Source organism: Psychrobacter sp. NPDC077938, assembly GCF_044542635.1.
GTDB lineage: Bacteria > Pseudomonadota > Gammaproteobacteria > Pseudomonadales > Moraxellaceae > Psychrobacter.
The window spans coordinates 55308-70854 of record NZ_JBITUW010000007.1; the positions used below are offsets into that span (position 1 = coordinate 55308).

Annotated in this window: 16 protein-coding genes; 9 read left to right on the forward strand and 7 right to left on the reverse strand. The window is 43.3% G+C overall.

What is annotated here, in order from left to right; translation table 11 throughout:
• Positions 1 to 117 precede the first annotated feature (117 nt).
• The 3 genes from pheS to rpmI all read right to left on the reverse strand — a co-directional run bounded on the left by pheS (position 118) and on the right by rpmI (position 2174).
• The gene (gene pheS, locus ACIGBM_RS11875) at positions 118 to 1173 is read right to left on the reverse strand and encodes a phenylalanine--tRNA ligase subunit alpha (RefSeq protein WP_201608011.1); all 1056 of its coding nucleotides are present in this window, start codon (positions 1171 to 1173) and stop codon (positions 118 to 120) included.
• Positions 1174 to 1500: 327 nt separating this feature from the next.
• Positions 1501 to 1857, reverse strand: a complete 357-nt coding sequence (gene rplT / locus ACIGBM_RS11880) for a 50S ribosomal protein L20 (RefSeq protein ID WP_011281252.1) — start codon at positions 1855 to 1857, stop codon at positions 1501 to 1503.
• Positions 1858 to 1976: 119 nt separating this feature from the next.
• Entirely contained in the window at positions 1977 to 2174 is a 198-nt protein-coding gene (gene rpmI, locus ACIGBM_RS11885; RefSeq protein WP_057761939.1) for a 50S ribosomal protein L35, read from the reverse strand.
• A 434-nt stretch (positions 2175 to 2608) separates the two neighbouring features.
• Here rpmI and ACIGBM_RS11890 point away from each other — a divergent pair, with 434 nt between their 5' ends.
• From ACIGBM_RS11890 to ACIGBM_RS11920, 7 genes are all read left to right on the forward strand, one after another.
• Positions 2609 to 3052 (forward strand): thioesterase family protein, encoded by a 444-nt coding sequence (locus ACIGBM_RS11890; RefSeq protein WP_102093896.1) that lies wholly within the window; start codon positions 2609 to 2611, stop codon positions 3050 to 3052.
• Positions 3053 to 3241: 189 nt separating this feature from the next.
• On the forward strand, positions 3242 to 4099 hold the full coding sequence (gene hisI / locus ACIGBM_RS11895; RefSeq protein ID WP_397477884.1) for a phosphoribosyl-AMP cyclohydrolase: 858 nt from the start codon (positions 3242 to 3244) through the stop codon (positions 4097 to 4099).
• Between the two features lie 218 nt (positions 4100 to 4317).
• Complete coding sequence (gene tatA / locus ACIGBM_RS11900; RefSeq protein WP_057761945.1) at positions 4318 to 4557, forward strand: Sec-independent protein translocase subunit TatA; 240 nt, start codon at positions 4318 to 4320, stop codon at positions 4555 to 4557.
• A gap of 26 nt (positions 4558 to 4583) precedes the next feature.
• On the forward strand, positions 4584 to 5294 hold the full coding sequence (tatB, locus tag ACIGBM_RS11905; RefSeq protein WP_397477885.1) for a Sec-independent protein translocase protein TatB: 711 nt from the start codon (positions 4584 to 4586) through the stop codon (positions 5292 to 5294).
• Positions 5294 to 6181 (forward strand): twin-arginine translocase subunit TatC, encoded by an 888-nt coding sequence (gene tatC, locus ACIGBM_RS11910; RefSeq protein ID WP_397477886.1) that lies wholly within the window; start codon positions 5294 to 5296, stop codon positions 6179 to 6181. Before tatB ends, tatC begins: the two co-directional genes overlap by 1 nt.
• A 216-nt stretch (positions 6182 to 6397) precedes the next feature.
• Positions 6398 to 7897 carry a UvrD-helicase domain-containing protein gene (locus ACIGBM_RS11915; RefSeq protein WP_057761950.1) on the forward strand — a complete coding sequence of 500 codons (1500 nt, stop codon included), beginning with the start codon at positions 6398 to 6400 and terminating at the stop codon, positions 7895 to 7897.
• 75 nt (positions 7898 to 7972) lie between these two features.
• Positions 7973 to 9007, forward strand: coding sequence for a tRNA dihydrouridine synthase (locus ACIGBM_RS11920; RefSeq protein WP_397477887.1), 1035 nt, complete (start codon positions 7973 to 7975; stop codon positions 9005 to 9007).
• Positions 9008 to 9224: 217 nt separating this feature from the next.
• Here the strand turns inward: ACIGBM_RS11920 and ACIGBM_RS11925 are convergent, their stop codons facing one another.
• Entirely contained in the window at positions 9225 to 9653 is a 429-nt protein-coding gene (locus ACIGBM_RS11925) for an MAPEG family protein (protein ID WP_397477888.1), read from the reverse strand.
• An 11-nt stretch (positions 9654 to 9664) separates the two neighbouring features.
• On the reverse strand, positions 9665 to 10078 hold the full coding sequence (locus ACIGBM_RS11930; RefSeq protein ID WP_102093887.1) for an OsmC family protein: 414 nt from the start codon (positions 10076 to 10078) through the stop codon (positions 9665 to 9667).
• A 475-nt stretch (positions 10079 to 10553) separates the two neighbouring features.
• On the opposite strand from ACIGBM_RS11930, the gene ACIGBM_RS11935 reads away from it, so the two are divergent.
• Positions 10554 to 11072: an RNA pyrophosphohydrolase gene (locus tag ACIGBM_RS11935; protein WP_057761956.1), complete on the forward strand. Its 519-nt coding sequence runs from the start codon at positions 10554 to 10556 to the stop codon at positions 11070 to 11072.
• Positions 11073 to 11163: 91 nt separating this feature from the next.
• Here ACIGBM_RS11935 and ACIGBM_RS11940 read toward each other — a convergent pair whose 3' ends face one another.
• Together ACIGBM_RS11940 and ACIGBM_RS11945 are read right to left on the reverse strand one after the other, a co-directional pair.
• Positions 11164 to 11985, reverse strand: a complete 822-nt coding sequence (locus ACIGBM_RS11940) for an NRDE family protein (protein WP_397477889.1) — start codon at positions 11983 to 11985, stop codon at positions 11164 to 11166.
• A gap of 119 nt (positions 11986 to 12104) precedes the next feature.
• Positions 12105 to 13757 carry a DUF4139 domain-containing protein gene (locus ACIGBM_RS11945; RefSeq protein WP_397477890.1) on the reverse strand — a complete coding sequence of 551 codons (1653 nt, stop codon included), beginning with the start codon at positions 13755 to 13757 and terminating at the stop codon, positions 12105 to 12107.
• A 412-nt stretch (positions 13758 to 14169) separates the two neighbouring features.
• Here ACIGBM_RS11945 and urtA point away from each other — a divergent pair, with 412 nt between their 5' ends.
• A complete protein-coding gene (gene urtA, locus ACIGBM_RS11950; protein ID WP_347163574.1) occupies positions 14170 to 15522 on the forward strand; it encodes an urea ABC transporter substrate-binding protein in 1353 nt (450 codons plus the stop codon).
• Positions 15523 to 15547: the final 25 nt, after the last annotated feature.

Here is a 15547-nt window from a genome sequence, read left to right on the forward strand (position 1 = left end):
ATCCTATATAAACTAGATACAGCGTCAGGCTCGCTCAGTCTACAATTGGTAGCACTTTCACACGCCTTCCTTAGATCTAAATTATCTTGAACTGACTATATAGGTATAAAGAAAACTCTAGCCAAATTGCTTTAAGAAGCGCACGTCATTTTGGAAAAACAAGCGCAAGTCATCAATACCGTAATACAGCATCGCAAAGCGCTCGATACCCATACCAAAAGCAAAGCCAGTGTATTTATCGCTATCAATACCGCAATTGGTCAATACTTGTGGATGCACCATGCCGCAACCCATTACTTCAAGCCACTTGCCATTGTCATCTAAGATATCCACTTCTGCAGACGGCTCAGTGAATGGGAAAAACGACGGACGGAAACGTACGGTCAGCTCTTTGGCAAAAAATGCTTCTAGAAACTCACTGATTAAACCTTTTAGCTCAGCAAAAGTGCTCGACTCGGTGACCATAAGGCCTTCTAGCTGATGGAACATCGGCGAATGAGTTTGGTCTGAGTCGTTACGATAAACACGGCCTGGGCAAATGATGCGAATCGGCGGCTCATTTTTTTCCATGGTACGAATCTGGACAGGACTGGTATGCGTACGCAGTAGATAATGCGCATCGAAATAAAAAGTATCATGCATCGCGCGCGCAGGATGGTGCGACGGGATATTCAACGCTTCAAAATTATAGTAGTCGCTCTCGACTTCAGGGCCAGTTGCGACATTGAAGCCCGCTTGAATAAAATACTGCTGCATACGCTGAGTAATCATAGTTACTGGATGCAGATGACCTTTTTGCCCACCACGAGCAGGCAAAGTGATATCAATACTCTCGCTTTCTAGCTTGGCATTGAGCGCTGCGACTTCTAGTTGCTGCTGTTGGTCTGTTAGTGCTTGCTGAATGCGGCTACGTACTTGATGCAACCAGCCGCCATAAGTTTTTTTATCATCAGCATCAAGCTTGCCCATCTGCTTTGACCAGCCCGTTAACGGACTCTTTTTACCAGTCAATTGCACACGCAAATCTTGTAGTGTGCGCGCATCAGTTACTTGTAGGATTAGAGCTTCAGCAGCATTTGCAAATTCGGTAAGCTGAGCTTCGTTAAGCTCATTGAGCTCTGAAGACAAGGTCGGTAGCGCCGACAAGTCGTTGGTGGCAGCAGGGTTAGTCATAAGACGCATTATTCCTGATTTGAACGGACTATTAATTGTAGGGATTTGACCAAATATTGCAAACCATTTATCCAACTATGTTTATATAAAAGATTGATATAAAGGCTGGTTATAAGAATGGCTTGAATATTTAGACGATGATAAGCGTATTTTTGCTCGACAAAGTTCAATATAGAGCACGCTTAAAATAATTTAATATAAAAAAAGCCACCGACCAGCGGTAGCTTTTATTAATATCATACTATTAATCAATATTAGTCCTATCCATTTAGACAATTGCTTATAAATCATTATTTAAAAGCATCATACCTAAAGGACGGTTAATATTTAGGCCAATTCCGCTTTTGCTTTTTCGACCAATGCTGTGAAAGTCGCTGCATCATGCATAGCGATGTCTGCTAGAACGCGACGATCGATTGCGATGTTTGCTTTTTTCATGCCATTGATGAAGCGGCTATAGCTTAAGCCGTTTAAGCGTGCACCAGCATTGATACGTGCGATCCAAAGACGACGGAAAGTACGTTTCTTGTTGCGACGGTCACGATAAGCATATTGACCAGCTTTGGTCACTGCCTGTACCGCTACGCGGTAAACACGTGAACGGGCACCGTAGTAGCCTTTTGCGCGCTTTAAGATTTTTTTGTGACGGCGATTTGCCTGTACACCACGTTTTACACGGGCCATAATTTACTCCAAGATTTTTTAATCACTGTTAAGCGAGTGATGATGCCGTTAAATAACAAACATCATTGTCAGATTGCAAAGTCAAATATTTTCAATCAAAGATAGATGACGGTAGGCTATTAAATGTATGGGCACATACGACGAACTGCTGCTTCGTCAGACTTGTGCACCAACTTAAGACCACGCAATTGGCGAATACGCTTAGCTGATTTCTTGGTCAAAATATGGCTTTTGAATGCTTGCTTACGCTTGAAGCCATTCGCTGTTTTTTTGAAGCGTTTAGCTGCGCCGCTTCTGGTTTTCATCTTAACTTTCATGATGATTTGCCTCTTTTTCTGTTTTAGAACCTGGTCGTCAAATAGTCATACTGAATAATCGTTATATAAATAACCACTAAACCTCTATTTGCCTCGAGGTGGGAGGCGCTATTTTAGCAGATAGTGCCTTGTTTTGCCAAGTAAAGTTTTGGCAAGGTTTTAGTAGACAGTATAGACAAGTAATCAGCATCAAATAAGCGATAGCAGCTCTCTTAAAAGCCTTAATAAAACGGCTGAATTTTATCCAAATAGATTGAATGTCAGCCTAAGCTGTGCTTAAGTAGAGACTAAGCTATATCTTCATATAAACACCATTAAAACAGCTTATTTACCATGAGTATTTACGCTGTAATGTATAGCTATAACGATAACAGTACTACTAACCTACAGCATGATAAATAGAATAATCTTTGGCCATCACTCTAGGAGATAGTGTGTCAAAACAAGAGTTAGTATTCGACGACGACTTGTTTGTTTTTGAGACAGTGATGCGTGTGCGTCATACGGAAGCCGACGCAGGACAGCATATGACGGTCGAATCTCTGACAGCGCTATTGTCCGAAGCACGGCTAAGATTTTTATATGCTAAAGGTGTCAAGGAAATCAACGCAGACCATCAAGGCTTGATTATTGATAAATTGCAGCTAGATATTGTTAGCCGTATCCGCGTACGAGAAGAGTTGTTATTTGAAGTTGGTGTTGAGCCAATATATGATAATGGCGGTAATATAATCCTAAAAGTCACACGGATGCACACGGGCGAGATAGTAGCAAAAGCGCGCCAGCATTTTAGAGGTTACGACTTTAACCTCAATAAAGTGACTAAGCTTGATAATACGATCAAAGAAGCGCTGTATCCACATTTATTTAGACTATAGAATCGCTTGAGTACAAGTAGTATGCTGTCATTTAGCATACTTGCACTCTATAGCGCATTTAGTTGACATCATATTGCGAGCTGTCAGCATATTACAGAGCATTTCAGATAATCTCCCCGCTTTAATCATAAGTAGTATAATTGCTTATCACTTTTTTTCACTTTCTACCTATAAGACGACAAATACATTATGACTTTACCTGCTTGGCTGACTGCCGTAACTTTCAATGATGATGGTTTGATTCCTGCAATTGCTCAAGATCATCAGACAGGTCGTATTTTGATGATGGCGTGGATGAATGCAGAAGCATTACAGCTCACTGCACAAACACAGACAGCGATTTATTTTTCGCGCTCACGTGCCAAGCTATGGCATAAAGGTGAGTCATCAGGTCATACGCAAACCGTACATGATATTCGTCTAGACTGTGATGCAGATGTGATTGTGCTTAGTGTCACTCAGGCTGGCGGCATTGCTTGCCATACGGGACGCGAGTCGTGCTTTTATCAGCGTTTGGATTTATCAGGTCAAACGCCTGAATGGCAAACTGTCGATAAAGTATTAAAAGACCCTGCGGATATTTATCATTCTCATGAATCTACTAGCGACACTCGTGAAACTGAAAACACTGGTGCGAATACTGACTCTGATACCATCCAAGCACAAACTGATACTGCTCAAGCACAAGTCGATAAAGCCTCTGTATTGCAGCAACTTGATAGCGTATTAGCAGAGCGCAAACAAGCCGATGCCGACAGCTCTTATGTGGCCAGCCTGTACGCCAAAGGATTAAATAAGATATTAGAAAAAGTTGGTGAGGAGAGCACAGAAAGTATCATCGCTGCCAAAGATTTTGCTAACTGCGATGAGAGTACAGACAAAGCAAGCTACGATGAAGCGCGTCATGAGCTGATCTATGAAGTCGCCGATGTCTGGTTCCATACCTTAGTCGGACTGGCCTGGTTTGATATAGAGTCGGACGCCGTATTAAACGAGCTAGGCAGACGTTTTGGGTTATCAGGTATCGATGAAAAAGCCGCTAGATAAGCCTAAATAAAAAATAAACGTCTATTTTATTGGATTATTGTTGCTTTCACCTATTTGTAATAAGTGCAGGTTATAATATAGCTCTGTTTTATCTCGCATTATATGTCGATGCTTTTTGTTTGCTAGATAGACCTTTTTGCAAACTAAAAGCAGGCATATAAAGACTGAAAACCAAGTCACAAAACCAAGTCACAAAACCAAGTCACAAGGATACCATTATGGGTAGTTTTTCTATTACACATTGGCTGATACTATTGGTCGTTGTCGTTGTCGTGTTTGGCACCTCAAAACTCAGAAATGCTGGTAAAGATTTGGGCGGTGCTGTCAAAGGCTTTAAAGAAGCTGTTAAAGATGAAAATACAGAGCATGCCAAAAAACACGCGGTTCTTGACCACGATGCGACGGCACACACTGAAGAGCGCTCAACCACCAAGGTTGATGATAAGCATAACGTATAGCATCTAAACAGTGACATCGGACCATTATGTTTGATATCGGGTTTTCTGAACTACTTCTCTTTGGCGTTATCGCCCTAATCATACTGGGCCCAGAAAAACTGCCACAGGCAGCGCGCACGGCTGGGCAATGGTACGCCAAAATTCGCCGCACAGTCTCAACATTGCAATCTGAAATAGAGGCTGAGCTTGACTTGGCTGAGACACGTCAGCAAATGCAGAAAGAACTCGCCAAAATTCGCCAGACCGAAGCCGAAATGAGGCGCGAGATGGCTGAGATGCGCGGTAATATGAAAGCTTTTGAAAGCTCGCATAGTCCTGCTTCGATAGCTTCTGAAACATCTACGAATGCTGAAAACAGCAAGGGTGACGAAGCTCATAAAAATAGCCGCACACAAAAGCAGCAATCAGCCACACCAAAAGCATTCGACTATGCTTATGCCACTGACGAGCAGCCAGATACATTAGAAAATAGCCAATTATCGAAGCGCGGTCACAGCGGTGACAATATAAATGATGCAAATGTAGATGATGCAAATGTGAGTGACAACGCCAAAGCAGCACCAGTTGTTCAGACCATCACTACCCGACCGTGGGAAAACATGTGGTTTCGACTTGGCGCTTATGACAAAGCACGTCGGCTTCCAATGCCGCCATACGTGCCAAACTATAAAGCGGATGCCCTACTCAACAGTCCTGCCAACATGCAGACTTCTGACCATAAGCAGGAGACTGACTGATGCAACTACTCAAACGCAAAAAAAGCCGCCAAGAAAAACTCGCGATTTCAGATACTCCTGCTTTAGATGGCATTGATCAAGACGATAAAGCAACAACTGATAGCACTCAAAACGAATCATCAGATGATATTTTAAGCCCTTTGGCCGATATGCCTATTACTGAGCATTTGATTGAGCTGCGTCGGCATTTGATCAAAATATGTGTGGCTGTACTGATAATATTTTTAGGCTTGGTCGGCTATTCGCGCGAGCTATATAACTTGTTGTCTGATCCACTAGTTGCGCAGTTACCTGCCAACTCGACCATGATTGCCACTGATATCACGTCAAACTTTATGGCGCCGATACGTCTGACCGTATTCGTAGCCGCGTTTTTGGCGATGCCCTATATCCTTTATCAAATTTGGTCATTTGTAGCGCCCGGCTTGTACAAGAAAGAAAAGAAAATCGCTATTCCAGTGCTGCTATCTTCTATATTTTTGTTTTATGCTGGTGTGGCTTTTTCTTACTTTATTGTGCTCAAAGGGGTCTTAAAGTTCTTTATCATGTTTGCCCCGCAAAACGTACTACCCATGACGGATATCGACAGCTATCTCAGTTTTGCCTTAAAATTATTTATGGTATTCGGCTTAACCTTTGAGATTCCAGTTGTCACTTTGCTATTGATATTGGCAGGTATTGTCTCCATTCAGAGCTTAGAAGAAAAACGTCGTTATATCATTGTGGGCTGTTTTGCTGTGGCTGCCGTTGTCACGCCGCCAGATGGCGTATCGATGCTCATGCTAGCGATTCCGATGTGGTTGCTGTTTGAGCTTGGTTTGTTTTTGGCGAAGATTTTAATCAAAGAAGAGCCCAGTCCTACTCTCGTATCGACAGACAAAGAATAAAACACTTACCAGTCTAATCTAGACTAAAATAAAGTTATTGATTACATATAGCTATGCGTTAAACTACCATTACACCGTTTTATTCTTGCCTCATTAGTAAGCTGATTGCTTATTATCACGTTTTAGCATCACCACCATCTATAAGCCATTGTTTACCCAGTGGCTTTTTTTGCCCCTTTTATTTTTAATCAATTTTTGTATTTAGGTAGCTTTATTATGTCCGCATCTATGCCAGCTTATATGAGCGATCCCACTGACGAGCAGCTGAGCGCGCTGAATATGGCGATGGATCATAAGTCGTTTAAAGTGGTTGCTTATGCGGGCGCCGGTAAGACAACGACGCTCAAGCTAATCGGTGAGCGCTTACGTGGCCGCGGACTGTATCTGGCTTTTAACAAAGCGATTGCCAATGATGCTCGGTCAAAGTTTCCGCCGCATGTAGAGTGCCGTACTTTTCATTCATTAGCTTATCGTCATGTTGCTCGTGATATTACCGCCAAGCTATCTTTGCCGCGCTTTTCACCTAAGCGTCTCGGTGATGATTTAGGACTACAGCCTGTACAAGTACGTCGACAAATGGATGGGGTTAATAAATACATTACGCTGACACCCGCACGACTATCGCGTTTCGTCAGCGATGCAGTAAGTAATTTTTGCAGCACGCATGCCAGCTACCCTGCGCCAAGGCACATACTGTTCCCAAGTTGGCTCGATGACTCAGATGCAGAGCAGCTGCGCGAAATGCTCTACCCTGCTGTTGAGCAGCGCTGGTTACAGTCGATTGATGCGCGTCACCCTGCTGGTATTGGCCATGATATTTATCTCAAGCTTTGGGCGTTGTCTAAGCCTAGTATCCCAGCGGACTTTATCTTATTTGATGAAGCACAAGATGCTGATCCATTGATGATGGGTATCTTGACCCAGCAGTCGAGACAAGTCATCTATGTGGGCGATGCCCATCAGCAGATTTATGAATGGCGCGGCGCGGTCAATGCGATGAAAAAGCTGCCATTACCGCAGACATTATTGACGCAATCTTTTCGCTTTGGTGAGCCGATTGCAGAAGTGGCCAATACTCTACTAAAAGCACTACAAGAGGACGTACCGCTAAAAGGTAACCCGAATAAGCAGTCTTCTACCGATAAGGGCATGGTACATAGCAAAAAAGATGCTATTTTGTGCCGTACCAATGCTGCTGCCATGTCACAACTGTTGACAGGGCTAAAGCACGGACATCGCGTGGCGCTACAAGCGGATACCGACCGTATGCTCAAATTCTGTCAGGCAGCCGAAAACTTAAAAAATGGTAAATCGGCTTACGGTGTACCTGAGCTGGCGTATTTTTATAACTGGGGTGATGTGCAAGAGTATGCCGAAACCAATGAGGGTAGCGATCTCAAAACACTGGTCAAACTGGTCGATGACCACGGTACCAACGTCTTGAGCCAAGCAGTCAATAGTCTCACCAGTATCGAAAATGCTGACTATGTCATCTCCACCGCTCATAAAGCCAAAGGGCTAGAATGGGGAAAAGTGCAATTAGATGATGATTTTTACTACGATGTGACCACCAATGCGGTCAAGATCAGTCCAGAAGAGCTGCGTTTGCTTTATGTCGCCTGTACTCGCGCGCAAAGCAATTTGGATATTCATAATATTAAAGACTTGATATCAGGATTACAGACGGGCAAAAAAGTGATTTTTGGTAATACTTAATTACCCTACACCTCTGTCAGCCTCAAGTTTTATTCAATCTCTCTTATAACGACCCTTTAGCAGTGAATCACCAGCATGAATAATAGCCAGCAACTTCAAGAACGTCAAAATACTATTAATCAGTTATTTGCGACTCCCGTGCGTTTGCTCGCGCCTATGGAGGGCTTGACCGATCCATTAATGCGCCAAATTTTAACTCAAATTGCGTCTGACTTGGGTCGTCCTTATGATTGGTCGGTCAGTGAATTTATCCGTATCACTCAGCACATCTTGCCTGCACATGTGTTTTATAAATATGTGCCTGAGCTACATCATGATGCCAAAACGGCCGCGGGCACGCCCATTCATGTACAGATTTTGGGTAGCGAAGCGCAGCTTATGGCAGAAAACGCCGCGTACGCTTGTGAGCTTGGTGCACCTGCTATCGATATCAACTTTGGCTGCCCTGCAAAAACAGTAAATAGCCATCGCGGTGGTTCTGTATTGTTAGATGAACCTGAAACCATGTATCAGATTATCAGTGCCGTACGTCAAGCCGTTCCCGCCCATATACCAGTATCAGCTAAGATTCGTCTAGGCTATACCGATACCAGTCGAATGGATGATATCCGAGGCGCAATTAACGACAGTGGCGCTGATTGGCTCACCATCCATGCACGTACCAAAACCCAAGGCTATAAGCCACCTGCCTATTGGGATAAAATTCAGAGTTTTAATGCGCTCGATATTCCAGTCATTGCCAATGGAGAAATTTGGAACTTTGAGCATGCGCAAAACTGTATGACGCAAGCAGGTACGCCGCATTTGATGTTAGGTCGCGGCGCAGTAACACGTCCTGATTTAGTCGCACAGGTTGATAATGATACTGAAAAAAGTACTAACAGCGTAGAGAATACGGCTACATTGTCATGGCAAGACTTAATTGCCCATCAGATTAAATTTTTGGAAGGTGAAGCAAAGAACGATGTAGTGTTAGTTGGTCGATATAAGCAATGGCTAGGTATGCTCACCAAAGGCTATGTTGAGGCGCAAACAATGTGGGAAGGTATTAAACGAGAAAAAAACAAAGCGGTGATTATTAGCGCCCTACAAGCAAGCGTACGAGATTAATCACCTGCTTGTATTTGAGCGTTTCGGTAGTTACGGGTATTTTTATTAGGGTGTGTCCTCATTTCAAAAATGGAGATAAAAATGAGATAAATTGCCGTCAAACGAGAAAAATAGCGTAGATAATATCGAGATACTAGCAAGCGATTTGACGCTGTTTGGCAAAATTTAGCCATTTTTAATCCGTTTAGATAACTGTCGTTTGAATTGAGGACATGCCCTAGACGCTGACTCGTATCGCTAAATAAAATAGCATCAGACAACATGCCATTGATAGTACCCAGAGGATAGAGCGGAACATTGCCAAGTTAGTAATATACGCCACACAAAAACCAATTCGTATCATCACATACAGCCAAGCCAATACGTTGATAATCGACTGCGGTACAAAGAAAAGCATCGCTACCAATACTGCTGCCAAGAATACTGGCAAGGTTTCATAACTGTTTTGTTGTGCTGCATTAGCACGTGCTGCCATGCCTGTTGCATTTTGAAAAAATTCGCGAGGATGTGCATTATTTCTGATTCTAAAGCCACCAGATACTTTTGCAACGACTGACACCGCCCATGGTAGTAGGCTTGCTACCACCATGGCTAAAATGGCAGACGCCACTTTATCAGTTACCAACTCAAAGAATGCACTTATCATTATATAAGTCCCTAGCCTGCAACCACTTCGAAATCATGGGTGATATTGACCCCACCTGCTACTAACATACGGCTGGCAGAACAGTATTTTTCTGCTGATAACTGGATAGCTTTTTCGACTTGTTTTTCTTTGACATCTTGACCAGTGACAACGAAATGCATATGAATATCAGTATAGACCGCTGGTACAGTTTCAGCGCGCTGGGCGGTTAGCTCACAACGTACATCCGTCACTGCTTGGCGTGATTTCTGTAAAATCTCTACGACATCATAACTAGCGCAGCCGCCAAGTCCTAGCAAAATCAGCTCCATTGGGCTTGAGCCTTTTTCTTTATCAGCATCGATTTGTACATTATGTCCTGATGGTGACACACCCATAAAGGCTTTATTCTCTTGCCATATGACGCTTGCTTTTGATTCTGACATTGCAGATGTTCCTTATTTTAAATGGCGTATTGCCTATTATTATTGTGTGAATGATATATTGCCCAGCTAGTGTAGCATAAGCCAAAGCAAGATTTTATAGGCTCATTGTTTTGCTATTAACTCACCAGTGAAATCTGTGCTTTTATCACTTTATACATATCGAAATAGTAGAGTTCGATAGTTTACTGAATAATCGTATATCCATGTGCCTATTACTACTCTTCAACACTTGCCTAAAAATGCCGTATGAAAACCTACAAAAGTCTATTTATAAATAGTTGATTTTAAAAGGTAAAACTCGTGAAACATTTTATAGCAAAATACTGTTACACATTTTGCTTGTTTCTTGGTTTAATAACGGTAATAAATCTTGTTTTGAGCGGATATCGATAACAATCACCTTATAATAATTACGATTGCTGTCACGGTTTCAAGTCAAAACAAGCTATTTTTAAACAAATTAAAAGGTTTAGTCATGATAGATGCAGACGGCTTTCGCGCCAACGTCGGCATCATCTTGGCAAATACACAAGGGCAGGTTCTGTGGGCAAAACGTATTGGTCACAACGCTTGGCAATTTCCGCAGGGTGGTATCGACCGCGGGGAAACGCCGATGGATGCAATGTATCGCGAGCTCTGGGAAGAGGTCGGCTTACATCCGCGTCACGTAGACTTATTGGCAGTCACGCAAGACTGGTTGCGCTATCGTTTGCCAAAACGTTATGTACGTCATGGTCAGCACCCCTTATGTATTGGGCAAAAACAAAAATGGTTTTTGCTACGCTTAGATGAGCCAAATACTCAACATATCCGCTTTGATGAAGGGAAACCTGAATTTGACCATTGGCAATGGGTCAGCTACTGGTATCCACTCGGACAAGTGATTCACTTTAAACGAGGCGTTTATCGTCGTGCCTTACAAGAATTGGTACGCGAACTCCCCCTAAAGCAAGAGCTGATCATTCCTGAGCAAAATAATCATTTGCTTATGTAATGAGTCACTCAATAGTACAACGCAAAACACCCACGATAGTAGCTAGAATGTTAGCAATTACCGTGGGTGTTTTTTTATTATCTATTAACGGTCACTTTGAATGACTGTCAAACTCTCGGCTAATAATATTAGCAATACAATCTGCATCGCTCTCTTTGCGCAACGTTAAGATGCTTTGAGTGCGGGTACCATAAGTAGGTTTGCTGGTTTTGGTATCGCCAAAAGCGACGGGTTCAATATAAACAGACGATAACATCTGCTCCACTTCAAATGCCACGCCAGTAATAGGCAGTTTGTCTTCTGGTGCTTTGATACTATCTGACAAGACATTAAAAGCCGCCGCTTGCCAGTACGCAGGCGAACTATCCTCCGCAATCAATGGCAGCACTTCTTGACGTAGTCGCCCGCGCAACCGCTCTGTCTTAAACCAGCTGTCCTCTGGTTGTCCGTTAGAGATAACATGTAGACCTGCATATAATGGCGTGGGTGCATGACCACGATTATTGACGATCACAGCTTGCACAGCATCACCAATAATCAGATTAAAACCCGCATAATCTTGCAAATCAATCTGCCGTGCAAAATCCATTGGACTTAGAGTCCCTGTCAAGAATTCAGTGACCAGTGCGCCCCGCGATCGCTCATCACTGCTTGCCTGCACTCCATCACGAAAATTTAATACTGCAGCCCAACGACCATTTTGTTGATGATACTCTGCACTCTGCGCTGGTGACACTTGCTGATGAATGCCTAACCACGTGCCACCGCTTTGCTTATCGCGTCCAGCATAGATAGGTTGGTCAGACCACTGGTGGAGCGGCTCAGTTGGGCGCTGCAAAAACTCATCACGATTAGACAGTAGTACCAGTGGTAACTCATCAAATAATTGCCAAGCAATAGCGACAATACACATAGCTTTCCTTTTATAATAATTTTCGTTATGCGGGTAATTTTTAATAAAGGTAAAAATAAGGCAAAAATATTATTCCTGACTTTACCTATTAATAAGGTAGCACTTACAGGCAGTACTTATTAATTGCCAGTTAACAATTTATTGGCAGGATAACTAATTTGGGAGGTTGAACGTATTACTTGTGACTGTTTACTTGGTAAGTCAAATTCCCACGTTACCATGCCTTGATTTTCATTCCAATCTCGCTCAGTTACAGGCGGCGTATGAGTCACCGCAACTTTTAAACTATCGTCACGACTGATAGGTTCACTGCCCAGTACTTGCAAGCGTACGCTACGATTGTGCTGATTGGTCAATTGATATGCCTTGGTAGTCGTCAGTGTTTGCGTACGGTTTAGCACGCCTTTCTCACCTTGCTTATCTTCATTGGTCAGCTCTTTTACGAGCATATTTGAATCACGACCAAATCCAATCCCCTGCTCTTTTAGCACTTGATAATTATAACGTGACTGACCTACATAGTTGTCATCACGGTACAGCTGTAACGAACCATCGATCCAGTCCAGCGTCAAAAACGGCGCTGATGCATACCAGTAGGCAGCAGTCTCAACACTTGGCGTACTGCGAATCCAGAGCTTACTATTACCTGCCTGCTCCCCAATCACTGTGCGTACGCGTCTCCCGTCACTCGGAATACTGACCAACTGCGGTAAACGATACTCGATAATGCCATTCTTGTTTTGGCTACTGACCGTAAAATTAGGTAGCGGTGCCATAGCTGCGCCTGCACCTTTGTTATAAGCAGGCTCTTCCATCATAACAGGGGACGCATCCATCATAGGTAGTTCACGTCTTACTCGAGCATCTTCGCTCTCTTCATACAATGACAGACGCTGCACATACGGCAATTTCCCCGTCGTACTTTGATTGGGATTAACGGTACTAAGTGTCAGTGGTACGTTTGTCCAGTTCTCGCCAGTTTGCTGAGCGATAATCGCAGAAGCTGTGATACTTAACTGTTCACTGTTTGTGTTTAGGCGAGCTTGATACGCAGGTTCCCAACCTGCACCTTGCACTTGATAATGCAACTTAATACTAGTTGGCGAGCGGCTTGCTGTACGTACACTCACCTGTGTCACCTCGTTAAAGGTCGATGTTGCACTGCCTGCCATCAGTTGATTCAGTGCGTCTTGGGCACGCGCTTGTCGCTGTTGAATCTCTAAAATTCTTTGGTTAATACTGGTCGCTTGAGTTTCTATATCGCGGGCATTATTGGCAATCGTACTATCTGTATTGACTTGCGTGGCTTTGGTCAAATTCTGCAAGTAGGCCTTTGCTAACCGTGCCGCTTCTAATTCAGCATTGATATTGGCTAGGGTATTTTGTTGCGTCTGTACCTTGGTATCACCTTGATATTGGCACTGGGCTGCCTGTTCACCTGTCAGCTCTTCGATACTGACTTCCCCAATGTTTATACTACCTGTCGCTTGTACACTTAGACTTTCTTTATCCATATAAGGTGACAGGCACGAAAACACCACCGTTTGCTCACCGCTACCTTTGATTGGCAATGCACGCGTCACGCTCGCTAGCCCCTGATAAATGGTCACTTGCTCAACACTACTGGTGGCCGCTTGTGCCGAAGATAATCCCAAGACGGCACTACTACCAAGTACAAATGGCAGGATAGCAAATCTAGTCATTTGGTTAAGTGGCGGTAATACGCTGCCATGGTCTGTTGAGACAGGCGAATCCGTTAATTGTGCGTTCATACATCATTCCTTAGCAGTAAAAACTCTCACGGCAGCCACGCATTGGCTCAACGCGCAAAATAGTAACTATCTTAGAGATATTACCGTAGCCGTTTTGCAGGTCTTTGGCAATAAATGCTTTTAGCAAGCAGCATTTTTGTTAAGAAGCACTTTTAACGATAAATCTCTTCATGTGGCAGCTATTCAGTTTTAACAATTTGGTTTTTAATATTGCACCATTTTTTTGTTCCTCTCCCCTTTATGGTGCAATTTATTAACTATCCTGCACTAAATTAATGAATATATTAATCAGAACTTAATTATTGCTCAATTATTACTCGATTATTGGCTTTTTTAACTTGGCACGGAACTTGAACTCTTAATAGATGTTCAGGAACATTATTTTACCTTTTATATTTATTAGGAGATGTCCATGTTTTCGTTACCAATTTTAGCCAATACTCAAGTAGTAGACCCTCAATCACACGGAAAAATCAAATCGCGTTTTTCGTTACTAGCGGTGGCCGTCGTTGGCAGCCTAAGTCTTATTGGTTGTCAAAAACCTGCCGAAACTGCAGCATCAACAGAGACTACAACTGAAACCAGCACAGAAACAACCACCGAGCCTGCTGCTGATGGCGACACTATCAAAGTCGGCATTCTACATTCGCTATCTGGCACCATGGCCATCTCTGAAACCTCTCTCAAAGATACCGCGTTGATGACGATTGATGAAATCAATGCCAATGGCGGCGTGCTCGGCAAGCAACTCGAACCAGTAGTTGTCGACCCTGCTTCTGATTGGCCACTATTCGCTGAAAAAGCACGTCAGCTACTCACTCAAGACAAAGTAGATGTCATCTTTGGTGGTTGGACATCAGTATCACGCAAATCTGTATTACCTGTGGTTGAAGAGTTAAACGGGTTGATGTTCTATCCAGTACAGTACGAAGGACAAGAGCAATCAGAAAACATTTTTTACACTGGTGCGGCACCAAACCAGCAAGCCATTCCAGCAGTAGAGTACTTGATGAGCGAAGAAGGCGGCGGTGCAGAGCGCTTTGTGTTGTTAGGTACTGATTACGTCTATCCACGCACCACCAACCAGATTTTAAAGGCATTTCTAAAATCGAAAGGCGTGGCTGATGCAGACATCATGGAAGAGTACACACCATTTGGTTTCAGCAATTATCAAACCATCGTATCTAATGTCAAAAAATTCTCAACGGGCAAAAAGACCGCGGTTATCTCGACCATCAATGGCGATTCAAACGTTCCGTTCTATCGTGAACTAGCGAACCAAGGTATCAAAGCGTCAGATATTCCAGTCATGGCATTCTCAGTCGGTGAAGAAGAGCTACGCGGTATCGATACCAGTCTGCTACAAGGGCATTTGGCGGCGTGGAACTACTTTATGTCGATCAAAAACCCAACCAACAGTGCCTTCACTAAACGCTATAAGCAGTATGCATTGGACCAAAAACTACCAAATGCTGAAAAAGTCGTGACCAATGATCCCATGGAAGCTACTTATGTCGGTATCAACATGTGGAAGCAAGCTGTCGAAAAAGCAGGTACGACTGATGTCGATAAAGTACGTATTAGCATGGCGGGACAAACGTTCGACGCACCTTCTGGCTACACGCTAAAAATGGATGAAGAAAACCATCACCTATGGAAGCCTGTCATGATTGGTCAAATCCGTGCCGACGGACAGTTTGATACGATTTTCAAAACGCCAGAAGTCATCCAAGCACAGCCATGGAGCGAGTACATTCCTAAATAGGCTACTCCCTAAATAAGACAGTACT

Excerpts from the sequence above, each read along its gene's own strand:
- pheS (WP_201608011.1), bottom strand. The coding sequence starts at position 1,173 with ATGACTAACCCTGCTGCCACCAACGACTTGTCGGCGCTACCGACCTTG.
- rplT (WP_011281252.1), bottom strand. The coding sequence starts at position 1,857 with ATGGCCCGTGTAAAACGTGGTGTACAGGCAAATCGCCGTCACAAAAAA.
- rpmI (WP_057761939.1), bottom strand. The coding sequence starts at position 2,174 with ATGAAAGTTAAGATGAAAACCAGAAGCGGCGCAGCTAAACGCTTCAAA.
- hisI (WP_397477884.1), top strand. The coding sequence starts at position 3,242 with ATGACTTTACCTGCTTGGCTGACTGCCGTAACTTTCAATGATGATGGT.
- tatA (WP_057761945.1), top strand. The coding sequence starts at position 4,318 with ATGGGTAGTTTTTCTATTACACATTGGCTGATACTATTGGTCGTTGTC.
- tatB (WP_397477885.1), top strand. The coding sequence starts at position 4,584 with ATGTTTGATATCGGGTTTTCTGAACTACTTCTCTTTGGCGTTATCGCC.
- tatC (WP_397477886.1), top strand. The coding sequence starts at position 5,294 with ATGCAACTACTCAAACGCAAAAAAAGCCGCCAAGAAAAACTCGCGATT.
- ACIGBM_RS11915 (WP_057761950.1), top strand. The coding sequence starts at position 6,398 with ATGTCCGCATCTATGCCAGCTTATATGAGCGATCCCACTGACGAGCAG.
- ACIGBM_RS11920 (WP_397477887.1), top strand. The coding sequence starts at position 7,973 with ATGAATAATAGCCAGCAACTTCAAGAACGTCAAAATACTATTAATCAG.
- ACIGBM_RS11925 (WP_397477888.1), bottom strand. The coding sequence starts at position 9,653 with ATGATAAGTGCATTCTTTGAGTTGGTAACTGATAAAGTGGCGTCTGCC.
- ACIGBM_RS11930 (WP_102093887.1), bottom strand. The coding sequence starts at position 10,078 with ATGTCAGAATCAAAAGCAAGCGTCATATGGCAAGAGAATAAAGCCTTT.
- ACIGBM_RS11935 (WP_057761956.1), top strand. The coding sequence starts at position 10,554 with ATGATAGATGCAGACGGCTTTCGCGCCAACGTCGGCATCATCTTGGCA.
- ACIGBM_RS11940 (WP_397477889.1), bottom strand. The coding sequence starts at position 11,985 with ATGTGTATTGTCGCTATTGCTTGGCAATTATTTGATGAGTTACCACTG.
- ACIGBM_RS11945 (WP_397477890.1), bottom strand. The coding sequence starts at position 13,757 with ATGAACGCACAATTAACGGATTCGCCTGTCTCAACAGACCATGGCAGC.
- urtA (WP_347163574.1), top strand. The coding sequence starts at position 14,170 with ATGTTTTCGTTACCAATTTTAGCCAATACTCAAGTAGTAGACCCTCAA.